Raw genomic sequence first — 19,279 nt, forward strand, 5'->3', positions numbered from 1 at the left:
ACAGACTGAATGAGCGCGCAGACCGAGACGCAGGACGCCGAAACCAACGCCGACGGGCCCCTGCTCGATCTCACCGACGCCGGGGTGAAGAAATTCATCCGCCAGGCCAAGACGCGCGGCTATGTCACGATGGAGGAGCTGAACAAGGTCCTGCCGTCCGAGGAAGTCACGCCGGACCAGATCGAAGACATTCTGGCCATGCTGTCGGAGATGGGCGTCAACGTCGTCGAAGCCGAAGAGGACGCCGCCGAGGCGACCGGCACCGACGTGGCCGCCGCCGCCGAGACCTCGGTCGCCGAGGCGCCCGCCAAGTCCGCCTATGACCGCACTGATGACCCGGTGCGGATGTATCTGCGCGAAATGGGCACGGTCGAGCTGCTGAGCCGCGAGGGCGAAATCGCCATCGCCAAACGCATCGAGGCCGGCCGCGACGCGATGATCTCGGGGCTGTGCGAAAGCGCCCTGACCTTCGAAGCCATCATGGTGTGGCGCGAGGAGCTGGCCAACAACCGCATCCTGCTGCGCGAAGTCATCGACCTGGACGCCACCTACGGCATCCTGAACCCCTCGTCCCTGCCGCATAACCAGCCCGCCCCGGCCCAGCCGACCGGCGAGCCGGACGGCGACGGCGAAGAGGATGACGAGGACGATTTCGACGACGGCGGCGCCATGTCGATCTCGGCGCTGGAAGCCGAGCTGCGCGACGGCGTCATGGAGGTGCTGGACGCCATCGCTCTGGACTTCGGCGAGTTCCGCAAGTTGCAGGACAAGCTGGTCGAGGCGCGCCTGAAGGGCGATGTCCTGACCGCCAAGGACCAGAAGACCTATGAGTCCTTGTCGACGGCGATCTCGGACCGCCTGAAGACGATGAAGCTGAACAACGCCCGCATCGAGGCGCTGGTCGAGCAGCTCTACGCCATCAACAAGCGTCTGATCGGTCTGGAAGGTCGCCTGCTGCGTCTGGCTGACGGCTACGGCATCTCGCGTCCGGAATTCCTCAAGGCCTATTTCGGCTCGGAGACCGACCCCAACTGGGCCGAGCGCATCAAGGAGATGGGCGTCCGCTGGACCAAGTTCAGCGAAAACGAGACCAGCCAGATCGCCGACATCCGCAGCCGGATCGCCGCTGTGGCGTCCGAGGCCGGGGTGCCGATCGACGACTATCGCCGCATCGTCCAGATGGTTCAAAAGGGCGAGCGCGAGGCCCGTCAGGCCAAGAAGGAAATGGTCGAGGCCAACCTGCGCCTGGTGATCTCCATCGCCAAGAAATACACCAACCGCGGCCTGCAGTTCCTGGACCTGATCCAGGAGGGCAACATCGGCCTGATGAAGGCGGTCGACAAGTTCGAGTACCGCCGCGGCTACAAGTTCTCGACCTACGCCACCTGGTGGATCCGTCAGGCGATCACCCGCTCGATCGCCGACCAGGCGCGCACCATCCGCATCCCGGTGCACATGATCGAGACGATCAACAAGATCGTCCGCACCCAGCGCCAGATGCTGCACGAGATCGGCCGCGAAGCGACCCCGGAAGAGCTGGCCGAACGCCTGGCCATGCCGCTGGAGAAGGTCCGCAAGGTGCTGAAGATCGCCAAGGAGCCGATCAGCCTTGAGACGCCCATCGGCGACGAGGAAGACAGCCACCTGGGCGACTTCATCGAGGACAAGAACGCCATCCTGCCGATCGACGCCGCCATCCAGTCGAACCTGCGCGAGACGACGACCCGCGTGCTGGCCTCGCTGACCCCGCGTGAAGAGCGCGTCCTGCGGATGCGCTTCGGCATCGGCATGAACACCGACCACACCCTGGAAGAGGTCGGCCAGCAGTTCTCGGTCACGCGCGAACGCATCCGGCAGATCGAGGCCAAGGCCCTGCGCAAATTGAAGCACCCCAGCCGGTCGCGGAAGCTGCGGAGCTTCCTGGACTCCTAAAACGATCAAAGGGCGGCTCCGACGGAGCCGCCCTTTTTTCTCCTCCCCATGACATGGGGAGGTGGATCGGCGGCGAAGCCGTCGAGACGGAGGGGCTGCTCGCTTCCGCTGTCGCAAAGCCCCTCCACCACTTGGCTGCTCCGCGCCGCCCTTCGGGTCGTGGTCCCCCTCCCCACGATGTGGGGAGGAGAGCACCGCTTTACTGCTTCTCGTCGAAAACCGTCTCGAACCCGCCCCACATCATGCGCTTGCCGTCGAAGGGCATGTCCATGTCGGCCATGGCGGGGTCGTTCGGCATCTTGGCCCAAGCGTCGTCGGCGGTCTTTTTGTCGGGCCAGATCAACCAGGAGAAGACGACCACCTCGCCATCTTCCAGCTTCACCGACATGGGGAAGCTGGTGACCTTGCCGTCGGGCACGTCGACGCCCCAGTTTTCGACATGGGCCAGGGCGCCGTAGCCCTTGAACAGCGGCCAGGCGACGCGGGCGGACTCGATGTAGCGGTCCTTGTTCTCGACCTTCACGGGGGTCAGGAAGCCGGTGATGTAGGTCATTTTAGCTCTCCTTCGGAGGGTTGGCCCCTATCGCTCGCCGCGCGGCGGCTCGCTGCTTGAGGGGCGGGGCGGATAGTCGGGGCAGGCGCAGGCTCAGGCTTGGTGGAAAGCGACAATTCAGGTCGGGTCGAGAAGGCGGAGCCTTTTGACCGCGGCCCGCTAGGAAGAAACCGCATCAGCGGCGGCGTCCAGGGCGCTGATGTCGATCTTGTGCATGGTCATCATGGCCTCGAAGGCGGCCTTGGCGCGGGCGGGATCGGGGTCGTCGTAGAAGGCCATAAGGCGGCGCGGCGTGATCTGCCAGCTCACGCCCCAGCGGTCCTTGCACCAGCCGCAGGCGCTTTCAGCCCCGCCATTGCCGACGATGGCGTCCCACAGGCGGTCGGTCTCGGCCTGATCGTCGGTCATGATCATGAAGGACACAGCCTCGGTCTGAGGGAAGATCGGGCCGCCGTTCAGCCCCATGTAGCGCCTGCCGGCCAGGGTGAACTCCACCACCAGTTCGGCGCCTTCGGGATTGGACGGATTGTCGGCGGGGCTGGCGACGACGCGGTCGATGCGGCTGTCGGGCAGGCCGAGCGAGACGTAGAACTCGGCCGCCTTCTTCGCCTGGCCCAGATCGTACCAGATACAGGGAATGATCTTGTCGCTCATGACACGCCCTCCTGCGGCGAGAGATTTTCGGCGACCTGGGCCAATTGGTCGGCGGCGGCGCCCCACCCGGTCTCGAAGCCCATGTCGCGGTGGGTCTGCATGGCTTTTTCGGTCCAGTGGCGGGCGCAGGCCGTGTAGCGCGTGCCGTCCCCTTCGGGCTCGAAGGTGTCGATGCGGACGAAGTTCATGTCGCCGGGCTGCGGGATCCAGCCCTCGGTGAAGGCGCCGGTGGTCACCAGGCGGCGACCCGGCTCCACCTCCAGCACTACGCCGCGATACTCATGCCGCTCGCCCTCGGGCGACTGCATGACGACGTCGGCCCGCCCGCCGGGGCGCAGGTCGTGGTCGACGGACACCGTGCTCCACGGGCGCGGGGTGAACCATTCGGTCGCGTGCCGGGTCCAGGCCCGCCACACCCTCTCGGGCGGGGCCTGGATGAAACGGCTGACGCTGAGTTCGTAAAGCTCGCTCATGGCTCAGCCCCCGCCGACCTGGGAGGCGAAGCCTTCCGGACCTTGCGCGGCGGCTTCCGGGTCCATCCACATGATCTCCCAGATGTGGCCGTCGGGGTCGGCGTAGCTGCGGCTGTACATGAAGCCGTAGTCCTGTTTGGCGCTGGGGTCGGCCTGGCCGCCGGCCTGGGTCGCGCGCTCGACCACGGCGTCGACGGCCGCGCGGCTGTCCTCGGACAGGCAAAGCAGCACCTGGGCCGTCTTGTGCGCGTCGGGGATGGCGCGGTCGGTGAAGGTCGCCCACTTTTCATGGGTCAGCAGCATGACGTGGATGGTCTCGGAAAAGACCATGCAGGCCGCCGTCTGGTCCGAAAACATCGGGTTCATCTTTGCGCCGACCGTCTCATAGAAGGCGACGGAGCGCGGCAGGTCGGCGACCGGCAGGTTGACGAAGATCAGCTTGGGCATCGGCGGGTTCCTCCCTCTGCGCGGCCCTCCCTCCCCGGACGGCCTGCCCTGTAGTGTGGCGATTTCTGCGCCTCGATGTTATGTTAGTCAACTATGAAGTTAGAAAAAGTAACTACTGAGCCCTTGTCCCGAGCCCGTCGGTATCACGACGCCTGCGGGGCGGCGCACGGGCTGGACCTGGTCGGCGAGCGCTGGGCCTTGCTGGTCATCAGAGAACTCATGATGGGGCCGCGTCGTTTCAGCGATCTGCGAAAAGACCTGTGCGGCCTGTCGGCCAATGTGCTGACGCAGCGGCTGGAGGGGCTGGAGGCTTCGGGCGTGATCCAGCGCCGCAAGCTGCCGCCGCCCGCCTCGGTCCAGGTCTATGAGCTGACCGACTGGGGCTATGAGATCGAGCCGGTCTTCATGGTGCTGGGTCGGTGGGCCGCGCGTTCGCCCCTGCACGACCCGACCCTGCCGATCAGCGCCGTCTCCGTCATGCTGTCGTTCAAGACCATGTTCGACCCGGCCCGCGCCCAAGGGGCAACGATGCGGCTGGGCTTTGTGCTTGGCGAGGACCCGATGGTCGTGACGGTCGCGGGCGGCGTCATCGACGCCGTCCGCGGCGACGTCGAGGGTTGCGATGTGGTGGTGCGCGCCCCGGCTCGGGCCGTTGCGGCTTTCGTTTACGGCAAGGCCCCGCTGCAGGCTCTGGAAGGCGAGGGGGCTATGGCGGTCGAGGGCGATCGGGCGGTGTTTGAGCGGTTCGTCGACTTCTTCCACCTGCCTGCCAAGGCAGGGTAGGGGGCCGCCCTATTTGCCGCTCCGGTGGTGAACGCGGGTCGATTTGTAAAAATCGGCCGCACCGCGGCCGTTATTCGTGTATAGGGAGCGCCTTTCCCGACGCCCGGCAGGCTGCGACGCCTCGCCGGGCGCGGCCGTTTAACGGTCGCCTCATCTGAATTTCCAGGCCCTTCATGCCCTTTCCCGCGATCCATCCCGCGCTTGACCGCGCCTTGCTGAACAAGGGCTATCTTGAGCCCACCCCGGTCCAGGCGGCCGTGCTGGAAGGCCACGGCGAAGGCGATCTGCTGGTCTCGGCCCAGACCGGCTCGGGCAAGACGGTGGCCTTCGGCCTGGCCGCGGCGCCGACCCTGCTGGGCGAGGACGAGCGGTTCGGCCAGGCGGACACGCCGCTGATGCTGGCCATCGCCCCCACGCGCGAACTGGCGCTGCAGGTCGCGGCCGAGCTGGAGTGGCTCTATGCCGAGGCGGGCGCCAAGATCGTCACCTGCGTCGGCGGCATGGACGCCCGCAAGGAGGCCCGCGCCCTGAACTACGGCGCCCACGTCGTCGTCGGCACGCCCGGCCGTCTGAAGGACCATATCGACCGCGGGGCGCTGGACCTGTCGGCCGCCCGCGTCGTCGTGCTGGATGAAGCCGACGAAATGCTGGACATGGGCTTCCGCGAGGACCTGGAATACATCCTGGAACAGGCGCCGGAAGAGCGCCGGACCCTGCTGTTCTCGGCCACGATCGCCCGCGACATCGCGATCCTGGCCAAGCGCTATCAGAAGGACGCGGTGCGCATCGACACCGTCGACCGCAGCCAGCCGCACAACGACATCGAATACCGCGCCATGCGCATCGCGCCGAACGAGATCGAGCGCGCCGTGGTCAACGTCCTGCGCTATTTCGAGGCGCCGGGGGTGCTGGTCTTCTGCTCGACGCGGGATTCGGTGCGTCACCTTCAGGCCTCGCTGCAGGAGCGCGGCTTCGCCTCGGTGTCGCTGTCGGGCGAGATGGGCCAGCGCGAGCGCAATGAGGCGCTGCAGGCCCTGCGCGATCGCCGCGCCCGCGTTTGCGTCGCCACCGACGTGGCCGCGCGCGGTCTGGACCTGCCCGACCTGGGGCTGGTGATCCACGCCGAACTGCCGATCAACAAGGCGACCATGCTGCACCGCTCGGGCCGCACCGGTCGCGCGGGCAAGAAGGGGATCTCTGTCCTGCTGGTCCCGCACAGCCGTCGCCGCAAGGCCGAGATGCTGCTGGGTTCGGCCGGGGTCGAGGCCGTCTGGTCCGGCGCGCCGACCGCCGAGGAGATCCGCGCTCAGGACGAACAGCGCCTGCTGGCCGCGCCTGTCTTCGCCGAGGAAGGCTCGGACGAGGATGCGGGCCTGATCGAGACGCTGGTCAAGGAGCGCACGCCGGACGATCTGGCCCGCGCCCTGCTGGTGCTGCTGCGCAAGAACCTGCCGGCGCCGGAAGACCTGAGCGATCCGGGCGAAGGCCCGCAGCGCAAGCCGCGCCGCGAACGCGATGCGGTGGGCGGCGACGACTACGCCCCCGCCCCTTGGCCGGGCGACCGCCTGCAACCGGACGAGGTCCGCTGGTTCCGCCTGGACATCGGCCGCAACCGCAACGCCGACCCGAAATGGCTGATCCCGCTGATCTGCCGCATCGGCGGCGTGACCAAGCAGCAGATCGGCTCGATCCGCACCTTCCCGGAGGAAACGCGCTTCGAGATCGCCCTGAGCCACGCCGACGCCTTCGCCCGCTTGGCTGAGATGAGCAAGGAAGAGGCCCGCATCACCCCGTCCGAGGCGCCGACGCCCGGGTCGATGAAGGGCGCGCGCAACCGCAATGCTGAACGGGACGGCGACGCTCGCCCCTACGCCAAGAAGCCCTTCCGCCGCGATGAGGACGGCCAGAGCCGTCCGCCGTTCAAGAAGAAGCCGTGGAGCCCTGACGGCGACGCGGCCCGCAGCGCGGATGGCGAACGCCCCTTCAAGAAGAAGCCCTATGCGCCCCGCGCGGATGCGACGCCGGGCGAAGGCGGTTTCAGCAAGAAGCCGAGCTTCAAGGACAGGAACGACAAGAAGCCGTTCACGCCCAAGCCGGGCTTCAAGGGCAAGCCGGACTTCAAGGCGGGCGCCAAGCCTTTCGCCAAGGGGCCGAAGGGCAAGCGGGCTTAAACACCCGCGGTTGTTTCCGCCATCCCGGCCGAAGCCTCTCTGGCGAGGCGTAGGCCGGGGACCGCCCAGGGGGCTGATGTTCGTATTCCGAGCCGTCCCGGATAGCGGCGGCGCCGCTTCCGGGATGACCGGAAGAGGGGCTCTCTTGCCCCCGGCGCGATCCGGGGGCAGGCTGGGGCCATGAGCATCGAGCAACCCCAAGGGCGGTACGCCTCGTTCGAGGCCTTCTACCCCTATTATATTCATGAGCATTCCAACCGGACGTGCCGCCGCATCCATGTGGTCGGGACGGGGCTGGTGATCGCGGCGTTCGTGGCGTTTGTGGCGACGCGCAACGCCTGGTGGCTGCTGGCCATGCCGCTGGTCGGCTACGGCTTCGCCTGGGTCGGACATTTCTTCTTCGAGAAGAACCGGCCGGCGACGTTCAAATATCCGCTGTGGAGCCTGATGGGCGATTTCCGTCTGTTCCTCGAGACGGTCAGCGGCAAGCGGAAGTTCTGACTGACGCTTTCCTCCCCATGCAATGGGGAGGGGGACCGCGAAGCGGTGGAGGGGCCGGGACGGCGAGTCCTGTGCAGGCGGTCAGTTTTTAGGTCGCGGAACCAAGCAGCCCCTCCGTCACGTCGCCTTCGGCGCCGCGCCACCTCCCCACTGCGTAGGGAGGAGAACGAAAAAGGGCGGCCGGTTCGATCCGGCCGCCCTTTTTGTCGTCAGGCTCAAAGGCCTTAGTTCGAGGCCGTTTCCCACGCCGGGGGGCAGCCGTCGAAATCGCCCGCGTCGGCGATGGTCAGGGTCTTCATGTTCAGGGTCCGGGCCTGCTGCATCGAGCCGCGGCCGTGGCCGGTGTAGAGGTCGACCTTGGCGCCCTTGATCGCGCCGCCGGTGTCGGACGCATACCAGTAGCCGTCGTGCACCGTGCCGTCGCTCATGCGCAGACCCACGGTCTCGCGGATGAACAGCTTGGTGCGGCGCGGGATGACGCGCGGGTCGACCGCGACCGTGCGCATCGGAATCGGTCGGCAGCCCAGGGAATCGTTGCCCGTCGCTCCGCCGCCGCCGGCGTGATAGAGGCGGGCCGAGGCGCGCCAGTCGGGATCGCCGGCCATCAGCTCAAGCTGTTCGGCCGACAAATCCGCCGTTTCGACGGGTTCGATGGAACCAGGGGCCGTCGCGGCGGCTTCTACGATTGCGGCGTCGCGGACGACGGCGGTTTCGTACGGGACAGGCTCTCCGGACCCGGAGAAGGCCATGGTCCACAACATGGCAAGCGCGGCGGCCGTGCTCAACATCGTTCAAACTTCACGCAGCACCGGTCCCGACACGCTCCGGCACGGCGGTTTTTGACGGCCAATTACGGCGCAATTGCGGCGAATGAGATCAGTGGCTGTATCGATAGTGGATAAGGCGCAAATGGGGCCAGTCTATCGCCGGTCGGTCTCAGACTATCATGACTATATCATATCAGTATTGGTCCGATTTAAGTTCTATACTTTGGAGGGCGTCTGCGTCGTTAACGACTTGATCGGTCTCGCTAACACTTTATTGGCAAGAAAAGCTGGCGATAACGACAAGATAACGGCGGCGTGATGGGCGCTTCGGCTGTCGTCCGGGGCGGGTAGAGGCGGGCGCGGGAATGGGATAAGCGGTCGTTTCCCCTTCTGAAATTTCCGATGGCGTCGCCCCATGAACCGACAAGTCAAACGACTGATGATTTCCGCCGCCGCCCTCATGCTGGTCGCGGCGCCCGCCGTTCAGGTCGAGGCGTGGGGCAGTTCGGGACACCGGGTGATCGGCGTGGCGGCGATGCGCCACCTGCCGGGCGATCTGCCCGCCTTCCTGCGCACGGCCGGGGCCGCCGCCGACGTCGGCGAATATTCGCGCGAGCCGGATCGTTGGAAGGGCGGGGGGCAGCCGCACGACCGCGAGCGCGACACCGCCCATTTCGTCGACATGGACGATCAGGGCCGGGTGATGGACGCGCGCGGCATGACCATGGCCGATCTGCCGCGCCTGAAATCGGAATACGACGCCGCCCTGATCCGCGCCGGTCTGGACGTGGATAAGGCGGGCTATCTGCCCTACGCCATCATGGACGCCTGGCAGAACCTGGAGCGCGACTTCGCCTATTGGCGCGTGCTGAGCGCCGCCGAGGCGCGCGAGCCGGACCTGGCCAAACAGGCCTGGTACCGCGCCGACCGTCAGCGCCGCGAGCAGTTGATCCTGCGCGACATCGGGGTGTTGAGCCACTTCGTCGGCGACGCGGCCCAGCCGCACCACACGACCATCCACTTCAACGGCTGGGCCGGCGAGACCAATCCGGAGCGTTTCACCACCTCGCGCCGCACCCACGGGGACTTTGAAGGCGCCTTCACCAGCCGAACCCTGCGTCAGGATGCGGTCGAGGCGGCCATGATCCCGATGAGCATCGAAGGCTTCGACGTGCGGGCCCGCACGGCCTCGCACCTGAACGCCACCCTGGCGACGGTCATCCCGTTCTATCGCATGGAGAAGGCGGGCGCGTTCAAGGATGCGGATCCGCGCGGCGCGGTCTTCGTCACCGAGCGGCTGGCGGCGGGCGCGTCGGAACTGCGCGACTTCGTGTCGGCCGCCTGGCGCGTGTCGGCCAGCAGCAGCATCGGCTGGCCCGCCGTCAAGGTCGCCGAGGTCGAGGCTGGACGGGTCGATCCCTGGACCTCGATGGTCGGCGAAGACTGATCTCAGGCGAAGCGCGATTGATTCGCGCCGCGGCAGGCGGCACATCAGGCCGGTGAAACAGAGCCTGATCATTGATTGCGACCCCGGCGTGGACGACGCCACCGGGTTGCTGACCGCCTTCGCCTCGCCTGACCTCGACCTGCTGGCCGTGACTACGGTCGGCGGCAACGTCAGCGCCGCCAAGACCGCCCGCAACGCCCGGATCCTGCGCCAGATCGCCGTGCGCGAGGACGTGCCGGTCTATGCCGGCGCCGAACGGCCCCTGCGCCGCGCCCCGGCCGGGGCGGGCGAGTTTCATGGAGCTGAGGGGCTCGGCGACCTGACGCCGTTCGAATCCGTGGCCCCGGTCCCCGAGGGGACGGCGGCGGGCGCCATCGTGCAGCAGGTGATGGCGCGTCCTGCTGGCTCCGTGGCCGTGGCGGTCATGGGGCCGATGACCAATCTGGCGCTGGCCATGCAGGCCGAACCGGCGCTGGCGGCGCATCTGGGGCCGGTGGTGGCCATGGGCGGCGCGCGCGCAGAGGGCGGCAACATCACCGCCTCGGCCGAGTTCAACATCTGGGCCGACCCGGACGCGGCGGCCGAGGTCTTCGCCTCCGGCTGCCGCATGATCGTCATGGGGCTGGACGCCACCCACCAGGTGCGCGCGACGGAGGAACGGATCGCGGCCATAGAGGCCCTGCCCACGGCCTCGGCGAGGACGGCGGCGGCCATGCTGCGCTTCTCCCAGCGGGTGGAGCGTCGGATCGTCGGCTGGGACGCCGGGCCGCTGCATGACCCCTGCACCGTGGCCTGGCTGTTGAAGCCGGAGTTGTTCGAACTGGCCCCCTGCCGAATCGCGGTGGAGACCGAAAGCGAGCTGACCCGCGGCCACACGGCGGTCGAGTTCCGCGTCGAGGCGGCGAACGCCAACCACTTCTGGGCGACCAAGGCCGATGCGGCCGGAATCTTCGCCCTGATCACGCAGCGGCTGGGAGAAGGCGCATGAGGATCACCGTCGTCGGCTCGATCAATCTGGACTTCGTGGCGGCCGCGCCGTCTCTGCCGGCGCCGGGCGAGACGGTGACGGGAGCCAGCCTGTCCCGCCATCCCGGCGGCAAGGGCGCCAATCAGGCGCTGGCGGCGCGTAGGCTGGGCGCCGAGGTCAGTCTGATCGGGCGCGTGGGCGATGACGAGATGTCCGGCGCGGCGGTCGCCTTGATGCTGGCCCATGGCGTCGACCTGTCGGGGGTGGAGACGGACATTGCGGCCCCCACCGGGGTGGCGTTGATCACCGTCGATCCGACCGGCGAGAACCAGATCACCGTGGCCGCCGGTGCCAACCACTTCGCCACGCCGGAACAACTGCCTGCGCGCATCGAATGCCCGCTGATCGCCCAGCTGGAGCTGCCGATCGAGACGGTCGAGGCGGCGGTTGGGCGGGCGACGGACTTCGTCTGCGTCAACCTGGCGCCGGCCGCGCCGGTGTCGGAGGCGCTGCTGCGCCGGGCCGACCTGCTGGTGGTCAATGAGACGGAGGCCGCGTTCTACGGCGACGCCCTGCACGTCGGCGGGGGCATGGTGGTCGTCACCAAGGGCGCGCGCGGGGCGGTCATGTATCGACGCGGGGTCGAGATGGCCTGGGCCACGCCGCCGCGCATCAAGGCCGTCGATGCGGTGGGGGCGGGCGACGCCTTTGTCGGGGCGATCACGGTCGCGCTGCTGGAGGGCATGACGCCGAACGACGCGCTGCATTTCGCCTGTGCGGCCGGGGCGCTGGCGGCGACCCGACCGGGCGCGCAGCCGTCGCTCGGCGACCGCGCTGAGGTGGAAGCCCTGTTGGGGAAATAAAACAAGCGCCGCCTTTCTCCCTCCCCGGCCCGGGGAGGGTGGTCGCAGCGAAGCGGAGACCGGGTGGGGAGGGCTTGGCTATTCAGTCGCGCGCCCTCATCACCAAGCCGCCCCACCCGGCCTCAGCCATCCTCCCCGAGACGGGGAGGGAGAAATCTGAGCCTTAGTCCCGGTCGTACAGACGCATGACGGCCAGGGCGCCGATGGTGGTCAGAACCCCCAGGGCGAAGGCGCCGACCAGGGAGCTGGTGGCGGCGGCGGTGGAGACCGTCACCGGGCGCTTTGCGTACCATTGTACGATCTCGCCGGCATGGGCGTGGTCGATGCCTTCGTCATAGGCGTCGTCCAGATAGGTGTCGTCAGCGGCGGCCATCGGCGTCTCCCAATCATGCCCGCGCTTAATCCCCGGCGCGGTTCGGCGGTTCCCCTCAGGTGACAGAAGGGAGCCTGTCCATTAAAGGACCTGCCCCAACTTACAAATTCCTGTCGGGTGAGACCATGGCCGGCCATTCGAAATTCAAGAACATCATGCACCGCAAGGGGCGCGCCGATGCCGTGCGCTCCAAGCTCTTTTCGCGCCTGTCACGGGAAATCACCGTGGCGGCCAAGTCGGGCATGCCCGACCCGGCGATGAACCCCCGGCTGCGCCTGGCGGTGAACAACGCCAAGGCCGAATCGATGCCGAAGGACAACATCGAGCGCGCCATCAAGAAGGCGTCGGGCGGCGAAGTCGATGCGATGGAGGAGATCCGCTACGAGGGCCGCGGCCCCGGCGGCGTCCAGGTCATCGTCGAAGTCCTGACCGACAACCGCAACCGCGCCGCTTCGGGCGTGCGCTCGGCCTTCGCCAAGAACGGCGGGGCGTTGGGCGAGAGCGGCTCGGTCACCTTCATGTGGGACCGGGTCGGCAAGATCCATTACCCCGCTGAAGCGGGCACCGAGGACGCCGTCATGGAAGCCGCCATCGAGGCGGGCGCCCAGGACGTCGAGAGCGATCTGGTCAAGCCGGACATCTATGAGGACGCGCCGGGCCACACCATCTGGACCGCCTTCGAGGACCTGAACGAGGTCGCCGAGGCCATGTCCAAGGTTCTGGGCGATCCCAAATCGACCTCCATCGTCTGGAAGCCGCAATCGGAAATCGACCTGGCGGGCGACTCCGTGGGCGTCCTGTTCAAGCTTCTGGACGCGCTGGACGCCGAGGACGACGTGCAGCAGGTCTATTCCAACGAGAACATCTCGGACGAAGACGCAGCCAAATACGCGGGCTGATCCCTAGCTGCAGTCCGCAGACCAATCTGAATCGGGCTCGGCGGCCCTGAGGCCGTCGAGCGTCGGGATGCGCCGTTCCGCGTCCGCCGTGATCGTCAGGGTGGACCAAGCGGCGCCTGTCGGCGCCTCGCGTCGATAGACGGTCATGGCGAAGGGGACGTGTCCCGCCGCCTCGACGCGGTAGACGGTGTTGGATTCGCCGGCGCCGAAGGCGTAGCAACCGACCGGGACGACGCGAGCGCCGCGCGTCCGCAAGGCCTCCACGACCTCATAGGGCACGGGTTCGCCGACGGCGGTCCAGCTCAATTCCAGCACAGCGCCCGGTGCGCGACGCGCCACGGCCTTCACCGGTCCGATCGCGCCTTCGAACGCCTGGGCGCCAGGGCGGGCGGGCAGCCAGCGCACGGCGGTGGTCCGCGCCTTCACGTCGGCGGGATCCAGCGCGGCGGGCGTTCCCTCGACGAAGGGCGCCAGGATGGCGTCGACCAGGGGATTGGAGCGCGTCACCGCCGGCCAGGTTTCGGCGCAGTAGGAGTCGGCCCAGTTGACGCCAGGATTCTGCGCCAGGGCGCGCTCGCGGCAGCGGCTCATGAAGTCGGCGCGAGCATCTTGCGGGAATGAGGCGGCGGGCGCGGTGGCGCTCGCGGCGGCCGCCAGGCTCAGACCGGCGATGACAAGCAAGCGAAGGATACGAGGAGACATGGGACGGCTCCGACGTTTGTTCCAAGCCGCCATTATGCCTCAATTCTCGCCGGCGCGGGAGCCGGGAACTCACAAGCGTCACCGCGGCTTCTAGAGGGTCAAGCCTGGCCGCTAGGGAGCTTTACGCCATGGATATCACCCAGCTGATCCTCGACGACCACGCCGAACAGCGGCGTCTCTTCTCGCTCATCGAGCAGATCGACGGCAAGGACGTAGAGGCGCTGGAGGCGGTGTGGGGGCGGCTGTCGGCGTTCCTGGACGCCCACGCCGAGGCCGAGGAACAGCATTTCTATCCCCAGTTGCTGAAGCTGGGCGAGGGGGCCAACGACGCCGAGGACGGGACGGTGGAGGGCGAGACCGAGGACGCCATCGAAGACCACAACAAGCTGCGCGACGCAGTCAAGGCCGTGGCCCAGCACAAGGTCGGCAGCAAGGCCTGGTTCGAGGCGGTGGGCGAGGCCAACGTCGTCAACTCCAAGCACATGGGCGAGGAAGAGCGTCAGGGGCTGACGGATTTCCGCATCAACGCCGACCTGAAGACGCGTCATGAGCTCGGCGTGCGCTACGCCGCCTTCCAGGCGCGTCACATCACCGGGGTCAAGCCGGTCAACAAGGACCCCGAAGCCTACGTCGAACAGCATGGTTGACGCGGCCTGGCTGGAAACGATCGTCCTGCCCATAGCCGGGGCGCTGGTCGCCGGCGGCGCGATCGGCTTTGAACGCGAGTGGCGGGGCCGGGCCGCGGGGTTCCGCACCCACATCCTGGTCAGCCTGGCGTCGTGCCTGTTGATGCTGGCGGCCATGACGCAAGCCGATTGGGCCTTCCGGGCCCTGCCGGACGAGAACATCGTCACCGACCCAACCCGCATGGCCCACGGGGTGCTGACCGGGATTGGTTTCCTGTGCGCAGGCGTCATCTTCCGCACGGGCTTCTCCATTCACGGTCTGACGACGGCGGCGTCGTTGTGGATCACCTCGGCCATCGGCTTGCTGTTCGGGGCGGGGCTGTTCGGTCTGGGCGCGGCAGGGACGGTGATTACGGGCCTGATCCTGATCTCGCTCAGGGTGGTGAACGCGCGCCTGCCGGATCGCACCCTGGCGGACGTGGAGGTACGATGGCGCCGCGACGCCCCCTCGCCGGAGGCGGAGGTCGAGGCCGCCCTGCGCGCCTTGGACCCGGCGCCTGCCCCCGATCGCTTCGAGCTGATCGACGAGGGCGCTGTGGTGCGCCGCAGCTGGCGCGTCCGCATCGAGGGCGAAGGCGCGCTGAAGGCCTTGGCGGCGCGGCTGTCGGCCCTGCCTTCCGTCTGCGGCTATGTGCTGGATCCGCGCGACGACTGACGACTTGCCGGGCGCCCCGGCGCGGTTCAACCTGAACGGTCGTTGGGAGCGGTTAAGACATGGCGATTGACTGGGGCGTGACGCATTGGGACGTCGAGGATCTGAGCCTGCTGGCGCCGGCGGCGGCGGCCATGATCGCAGGCGGCCTGATCGGGATCGAGCGGACCTATCACGGCCATCCGGCGGGGTTCCGCACCCATATCCTGGTCTGCATGACGTCTTGCGTGCTCATGCTGGCGGCCATGCACCAGGCCAGCTGGGGGTTCGTCGCCCTGCCGGAGCAGCGTCTGGTGATCGACCCGACGCGCATGGCGCACGGCATCCTGACCGGCATCGGCTTTCTGTGCGCCGGGGTGATCTTCCGCGAGCGCTTCTCGGTGCACGGCCTGACCACGGCGGCCTCGCTGTGGACCACCTCGGCCATCGGGGTCATGTTCGGCGTCGGCCTGTGGAAGCTGGGACTGATCGCGGCGGGGGCGACCCTGCTGGTGCTGGCCATTCTGCGCTTTCTGGATGCGCGCCTGCCGCACGTTGGCGTGATGGACGTCACCCTGCGCTGGACGCGCGGCGCGGCTCCGGACGAGAAGGTGCTGCGCGCCTTGCTGGCCGACAAGGGGTTGAGACCGACCCGCATCGGCCACGTCGTCAGCCCCGACGGCCTGATCCATGAACACCACGTCAAGGCGCGCGGACCCATGCCGCTGCAGGTCGACGCCCTGTCCAGCGTCCTGGCCGAACAGGCAGGCCTGGCGGGCTTTTCAGTCATGCCCCGAGACGACTGAGCGGACGACTGAGGCTGACCGCCCAGCGCCCGGTCATTGTTCGCTAACCCTCTTTGGGGCAATAGGAACGGATGGCGAACGAAACGACTCGGATCCTGGGGCTGGACCCCGGCCTGCGCCGCACCGGCTGGGGCGTCATCGAAAGCGAGGGCAGCCGCCTGCGCTGGATCGCGCACGGCGTCGTCGCGCCCAGCGAGAAGGCGCCCTTCTCCGAACGGCTGCTGCATCTGTTGGAGCAGGTCGGCGAGGTCTGCGCCGCTTATGATTGCGACGAGGCGGCGATCGAGGAGGTCTTCGTCAACGTCAATCCGGCCTCGACGCTGAAGCTGGGCCATGCGCGAGCGGCGGTCATGCTGGCCCCGGCGCGGGCGGGCCTTTCCGTCGCCGAATACGCCCCGACCCTGATCAAGAAGGCGGTGGTGGGGGCCGGTCAGGCCGACAAGAGCCAGATCGCCTTCATGGTGAAGCGGCTGCTGCCCGCTTCCGGCGAAGTGAAGGCCGACGCCGCCGATGCGCTGGCCGTGGCCGTCACCCACGCCCACCATCGGCGGTTCAAGACGATAGCAGTGAGAGGGGCGGCATGATCGGTCGTCTGCGGGGTGTTCTGGCCGAGGTCGGGGAGGCGGAATGCCTGATCGACTGCGGAGGGGTGGGTTATGTGGCGACCTGCGGGGCGCGGACGCTGGGCCGCCTGCCGGCGCCGGGCGACGAGACCACCCTGTTCATTCACAGCCAGTGGAGCCAGGATCAGGGGCCGCGCCTCTACGGCTTCCTGACCCGCGACGAGCGCAAGGTCTTCACCCTGTTGCAGACCATTCAGGGCGTGGGGCCGAAGGCGGCGCTGGGCGTGCTGGACGTGCTGCCGCCTGCCGAGCTGGCCGCCGCCGTCGCGCGTGAGGACAAGGCCGCCGTGGGCCGCGCCAACGGCGTGGGGCCAAAGCTGGCACTGCGCATCGTCACCGAACTGAAGGGCAAGAGCCTGACCGACGGCGTCTTCGCCCCGACTGCGCCGGGCGTCCACGCCGAGGCCGCCGTCGCCGCCCCGCCGCCGCCCAGCGTCACGGGCGAGGCGGTCGCCGCCCTGCTGGGCCTGGGCATCGCCGAGGTCAACGCCCGCCGCGCCGTCGATCACGCCCTGATCAAGCTGGGCGAGGAGGCCGAACTGCCCCTGGTCATCCGCGCGGCCCTGCAGGAGCTGGGACGATGAGGGGCGCCCTCTTGCTTCCTTCTCCCTTGAGGGGAGAAGGTGGGCGCCGGAGGCGCTCGGATGAGGGTGCTGTGTCCGCGCGCTCTTCCAGCCGTCGTTCAGCTTGCCGCCGGGCTCACCCTCATCCGTCTCGCTTCGCGAGCCACCTTCTCCCCTCAAGGGAGAAGGCGAAATGACCGACGACCGCATCATCTCGCCCGCGCCCGCGCCCGGCGAACAGTACGATCGCGCCCTGAGGCCCCAGACCCTGTCCGAGTTCGTCGGCCAGTCGGCGGCCAAGGGCAATCTGAAGGTCTTCATCGACGCCGCGCGCGGCCGTTCCGAAGCGCTGGATCACGTCCTGCTGTTTGGGCCTCCGGGCCTGGGCAAGACGACGCTGGCGCAGATCGTGGCGAGAGAGTTGGGCGTGGGCTTCCGCGCCACCTCCGGCCCCATTCTGGCCAAGGCGGGGGATCTGGCGGCGATCCTGACCAACCTCGAACCGCGCGACGTCCTGTTCATCGACGAGATCCACCGCATGGCCCCGCAGGTGGAGGAAATCCTCTATCCGGCGATGGAAGACCATGTGCTGGACCTGATCATCGGCGAAGGGCCGTCGGCGCGCAGCGTGCGCATCGACCTGGCGCCCTTCACCCTGGTCGGGGCGACGACGCGGGCGGGCCTGCTGGCGACGCCTCTGCGCGACCGGTTCGGCATTCCGCTGCGGCTGGAGTTCTATACGCCCGAAGAGCTGACCGCGGTGATCCGGGGCGCGGCGCGTAAGATGGGCGCGGCCATCACCGAGGACGGGGCGATGGAGATCGCACGCCGGGCGCGCGGCACGCCGCGCATCGCCGGGCGCCTGTTGCGCCGGGTGCGGGACTTCGCCGACGCGGAAGGGACGCCTATCGACCAACTGGCCGCCGCGCGGGCGCTGGCGCGGCTGGAGGTGGACGAGGCCGGACTGGACAGCCTGGACCGCCGCTTCCTCAAGGCCCTGATCGAAAACTATGGCGGCGGGCCGGTCGGCATGGACACGCTGGCGGCCGCCATCGCCGAGGCGCGCGACGCGGTCGAGGACGTGATCGAACCCTATCTGCTGCAGCAGGGCTTCATCCAGCGCACGCCGCGAGGCCGGATGGCCTGCGCCAGGGCCTATGAGCACCTTGGGCTGGAGACACCCGCCGCGCCGCCCGCCGCCGCCCCGGACCTGTTCGGCAAATAAGCCGCGACTGTTTCGCAACAGGGCTTCACCTCGGCGGCGAAGCCGGTCATCCTCCGGTTTCCCAGAAGGAGGCTGGCCTTGGCCCATCCCCGCAGGATGAACCGGATGATCGTCGCGCTAGGCGCGGCTGTCGTGGTGCTGGGCGGGTTCAGCCTCTACGCCGTCAATCAGGGCGCGCGCTTCGGGCCGCGTCAGACGACGCCGGCGGAGCGGGCCTTGTCTCAGGTGTGCGAGCAGATGGGGGCCGAGGCCGAGGTGCGCTATGTCGAGGCCGGGCGCGGCCGGGCGGCCTGCGGCTACGCCGGGCTGAAGGGCCGCAAGGAGGCGGTGGCCTTCGTCTCGCGGCCCAACCGCATCCTGATGAGCCACGATCCGCTGACCGGCGAGTTCGCGACGCTGAAATCGCGCTATTGTCCGGGGTTCGACGCCCCTGTTCCCGCCGCCGGCAAGAGCTGACCGACCATGACCGATCAACCCAGCGCAGGCCGTTTCGACGGCGGCGACCACCTGTTGCCCGTGCGCGTCTATTATGAGGATACGGACTTCACCGGCCTGGTCTATCACGCCAACTATGTCCGCTATTTCGAGCGGGGACGGTCGGACTTTTTGCGTCTGGCCGGGGTGGGCCATGCGGACCTGCTGGAGCAGGATGAGCCGCTGGCCTTCGTCGTCTCGGACCTGACGATCAAATATCTGAAGCCGGCGCGCATCGACGACGCCCTGGTGGTGCGCACCCGCTATGAGGCGATCAAGGGACCGCGCCTGATCATCCGCCAGACGGTCGAGCGGGACGGAGAGGCCTTGTGCCGGGCGGATGTCGTCGCCGTCTGCATCCACCTGGACGGACGGCCCCGGCGGCCGACAAAGCGGCTGGTGGAACTGGTGACGCCCTGGCTCTCAGGGACGGAATAGGCGCAATTTCTCCCTCCCCTTCATGGGGAGGGTGGCTGAGGCGAAGCCGAAGCCGGGTGGGGGCGGCGAGGCTATTCACGCGCCGCGCCTTGCATCACCCGGCCCTCCCCACGCGGTCGCTGCGCGACCACCCTCCCCATGAAGGGGAGGGAGAGGTGGAGCGCTTGTTTCCTCAATAACGAGGTTGTCACCCTTTCGCCTGATGACGCCGGGCGCGACGCCGGTTAGACCGCCGCCATGAAACCGCCATGTCCGCCCGGTGCAACTGGCGGACTGATCGGACCCTTCGCCAAGGACCACG

At 68.2% G+C, this 19,279-nt stretch carries 23 protein-coding genes; 16 read left to right on the plus strand and 7 right to left on the minus strand.

Features of this window, described 5'->3' with window-relative positions:
* Window positions 1-9 precede the first annotated feature (9 nt).
* Complete coding sequence (rpoD, locus tag PIB44_RS03290) at window positions 10-1,932, plus strand: RNA polymerase sigma factor RpoD (RefSeq protein WP_134582339.1); 1,923 nt, start codon at window positions 10-12, stop codon at window positions 1,930-1,932.
* A gap of 199 nt (window positions 1,933-2,131) precedes the next feature.
* Here rpoD and PIB44_RS03295 read toward each other — a convergent pair whose 3' ends face one another.
* The 4 genes from PIB44_RS03295 to PIB44_RS03310 all read right to left on the minus strand — a co-directional run bounded on the left by PIB44_RS03295 (window position 2,132) and on the right by PIB44_RS03310 (window position 4,059).
* Window positions 2,132-2,485 carry a DUF1428 domain-containing protein gene (locus PIB44_RS03295; RefSeq protein ID WP_278070401.1) on the minus strand — a complete coding sequence of 118 codons (354 nt, stop codon included), beginning with the start codon at window positions 2,483-2,485 and terminating at the stop codon, window positions 2,132-2,134.
* 159 nt (window positions 2,486-2,644) lie between these two features.
* On the minus strand, window positions 2,645-3,139 hold the full coding sequence (locus PIB44_RS03300) for a VOC family protein (RefSeq protein ID WP_278070402.1): 495 nt from the start codon (window positions 3,137-3,139) through the stop codon (window positions 2,645-2,647).
* Window positions 3,136-3,612, minus strand: coding sequence for an SRPBCC family protein (locus PIB44_RS03305; RefSeq protein ID WP_278070403.1), 477 nt, complete (start codon window positions 3,610-3,612; stop codon window positions 3,136-3,138). Before PIB44_RS03305 ends, PIB44_RS03300 begins: the two co-directional genes overlap by 4 nt.
* Before the next feature lie 3 nt (window positions 3,613-3,615).
* Window positions 3,616-4,059 carry a VOC family protein gene (locus PIB44_RS03310; RefSeq protein ID WP_278070404.1) on the minus strand — a complete coding sequence of 148 codons (444 nt, stop codon included), beginning with the start codon at window positions 4,057-4,059 and terminating at the stop codon, window positions 3,616-3,618.
* Window positions 4,060-4,182: 123 nt separating this feature from the next.
* Between PIB44_RS03310 and PIB44_RS03315 the strand changes: the two genes are divergently transcribed.
* The 3 genes from PIB44_RS03315 (at window position 4,183) to PIB44_RS03325 (ending at window position 7,514) form a co-directional block, all read left to right on the plus strand.
* Window positions 4,183-4,842: a winged helix-turn-helix transcriptional regulator gene (locus tag PIB44_RS03315; protein ID WP_278070405.1), complete on the plus strand. Its 660-nt coding sequence runs from the start codon at window positions 4,183-4,185 to the stop codon at window positions 4,840-4,842.
* 173 nt (window positions 4,843-5,015) lie between these two features.
* Complete coding sequence (locus PIB44_RS03320; RefSeq protein WP_278070406.1) at window positions 5,016-7,013, plus strand: DEAD/DEAH box helicase; 1,998 nt, start codon at window positions 5,016-5,018, stop codon at window positions 7,011-7,013.
* 180 nt (window positions 7,014-7,193) lie between these two features.
* On the plus strand, window positions 7,194-7,514 hold the full coding sequence (locus tag PIB44_RS03325; protein WP_025978564.1) for an Mpo1-like protein: 321 nt from the start codon (window positions 7,194-7,196) through the stop codon (window positions 7,512-7,514).
* Window positions 7,515-7,738: 224 nt separating this feature from the next.
* Here the strand turns inward: PIB44_RS03325 and PIB44_RS03330 are convergent, their stop codons facing one another.
* The gene (locus tag PIB44_RS03330) at window positions 7,739-8,302 is read right to left on the minus strand and encodes a 3D domain-containing protein (RefSeq protein ID WP_253119875.1); all 564 of its coding nucleotides are present in this window, start codon (window positions 8,300-8,302) and stop codon (window positions 7,739-7,741) included.
* Window positions 8,303-8,696: 394 nt separating this feature from the next.
* Between PIB44_RS03330 and PIB44_RS03335 the strand changes: the two genes are divergently transcribed.
* The 3 genes from PIB44_RS03335 to PIB44_RS03345 are packed head-to-tail and all read left to right on the plus strand — an operon-like array spanning window position 8,697 to window position 11,558.
* On the plus strand, window positions 8,697-9,728 hold the full coding sequence (locus PIB44_RS03335; RefSeq protein ID WP_278070407.1) for a phospholipase C/P1 nuclease family protein: 1,032 nt from the start codon (window positions 8,697-8,699) through the stop codon (window positions 9,726-9,728).
* A gap of 52 nt (window positions 9,729-9,780) precedes the next feature.
* On the plus strand, window positions 9,781-10,716 hold the full coding sequence (locus PIB44_RS03340) for a nucleoside hydrolase (RefSeq protein ID WP_278070408.1): 936 nt from the start codon (window positions 9,781-9,783) through the stop codon (window positions 10,714-10,716).
* Complete coding sequence (locus PIB44_RS03345) at window positions 10,713-11,558, plus strand: ribokinase (RefSeq protein WP_278070409.1); 846 nt, start codon at window positions 10,713-10,715, stop codon at window positions 11,556-11,558. The genes PIB44_RS03340 and PIB44_RS03345 overlap by 4 nt, the downstream gene beginning before the upstream one ends.
* A gap of 163 nt (window positions 11,559-11,721) precedes the next feature.
* Here the strand turns inward: PIB44_RS03345 and PIB44_RS03350 are convergent, their stop codons facing one another.
* The gene (locus PIB44_RS03350; protein ID WP_025978559.1) at window positions 11,722-11,931 is read right to left on the minus strand and encodes a hypothetical protein; all 210 of its coding nucleotides are present in this window, start codon (window positions 11,929-11,931) and stop codon (window positions 11,722-11,724) included.
* 125 nt (window positions 11,932-12,056) lie between these two features.
* Here PIB44_RS03350 and PIB44_RS03355 point away from each other — a divergent pair, with 125 nt between their 5' ends.
* Entirely contained in the window at window positions 12,057-12,830 is a 774-nt protein-coding gene (locus PIB44_RS03355) for a YebC/PmpR family DNA-binding transcriptional regulator (protein WP_025978558.1), read from the plus strand.
* A gap of 3 nt (window positions 12,831-12,833) precedes the next feature.
* On the opposite strand, the gene PIB44_RS03360 is transcribed toward PIB44_RS03355, so the two are convergent.
* Entirely contained in the window at window positions 12,834-13,532 is a 699-nt protein-coding gene (locus PIB44_RS03360; protein WP_278070410.1) for a hypothetical protein, read from the minus strand.
* 128 nt (window positions 13,533-13,660) lie between these two features.
* On the opposite strand from PIB44_RS03360, the gene PIB44_RS03365 reads away from it, so the two are divergent.
* The 8 genes from PIB44_RS03365 to ybgC all read left to right on the plus strand — a co-directional run bounded on the left by PIB44_RS03365 (window position 13,661) and on the right by ybgC (window position 18,978).
* Window positions 13,661-14,179 carry a hemerythrin domain-containing protein gene (locus PIB44_RS03365; protein WP_025978556.1) on the plus strand — a complete coding sequence of 173 codons (519 nt, stop codon included), beginning with the start codon at window positions 13,661-13,663 and terminating at the stop codon, window positions 14,177-14,179.
* Window positions 14,172-14,873 carry an MgtC/SapB family protein gene (locus PIB44_RS03370; RefSeq protein ID WP_278070411.1) on the plus strand — a complete coding sequence of 234 codons (702 nt, stop codon included), beginning with the start codon at window positions 14,172-14,174 and terminating at the stop codon, window positions 14,871-14,873. Before PIB44_RS03365 ends, PIB44_RS03370 begins: the two co-directional genes overlap by 8 nt.
* Before the next feature lie 59 nt (window positions 14,874-14,932).
* The gene (locus PIB44_RS03375; RefSeq protein ID WP_278070412.1) at window positions 14,933-15,655 is read left to right on the plus strand and encodes an MgtC/SapB family protein; all 723 of its coding nucleotides are present in this window, start codon (window positions 14,933-14,935) and stop codon (window positions 15,653-15,655) included.
* Window positions 15,656-15,726: 71 nt separating this feature from the next.
* Window positions 15,727-16,239 carry a crossover junction endodeoxyribonuclease RuvC gene (gene ruvC / locus PIB44_RS03380; RefSeq protein WP_025978553.1) on the plus strand — a complete coding sequence of 171 codons (513 nt, stop codon included), beginning with the start codon at window positions 15,727-15,729 and terminating at the stop codon, window positions 16,237-16,239.
* Window positions 16,236-16,862 carry a Holliday junction branch migration protein RuvA gene (gene ruvA / locus PIB44_RS03385; RefSeq protein ID WP_227157510.1) on the plus strand — a complete coding sequence of 209 codons (627 nt, stop codon included), beginning with the start codon at window positions 16,236-16,238 and terminating at the stop codon, window positions 16,860-16,862. Before ruvC ends, ruvA begins: the two co-directional genes overlap by 4 nt.
* 172 nt (window positions 16,863-17,034) lie before the next feature.
* Window positions 17,035-18,066, plus strand: a complete 1,032-nt coding sequence (gene ruvB, locus PIB44_RS03390; protein WP_253119861.1) for a Holliday junction branch migration DNA helicase RuvB — start codon at window positions 17,035-17,037, stop codon at window positions 18,064-18,066.
* A 78-nt stretch (window positions 18,067-18,144) separates the two neighbouring features.
* Window positions 18,145-18,522 carry a hypothetical protein gene (locus tag PIB44_RS03395; protein WP_278070413.1) on the plus strand — a complete coding sequence of 126 codons (378 nt, stop codon included), beginning with the start codon at window positions 18,145-18,147 and terminating at the stop codon, window positions 18,520-18,522.
* 6 nt (window positions 18,523-18,528) lie between these two features.
* Window positions 18,529-18,978, plus strand: a complete 450-nt coding sequence (gene ybgC, locus PIB44_RS03400; RefSeq protein ID WP_278070414.1) for a tol-pal system-associated acyl-CoA thioesterase — start codon at window positions 18,529-18,531, stop codon at window positions 18,976-18,978.
* Window positions 18,979-19,279: the final 301 nt, after the last annotated feature.

Source organism: Brevundimonas sanguinis (assembly GCF_029636725.1).
GTDB classification, from domain to species: Bacteria; Pseudomonadota; Alphaproteobacteria; order Caulobacterales; family Caulobacteraceae; genus Brevundimonas; species Brevundimonas sanguinis.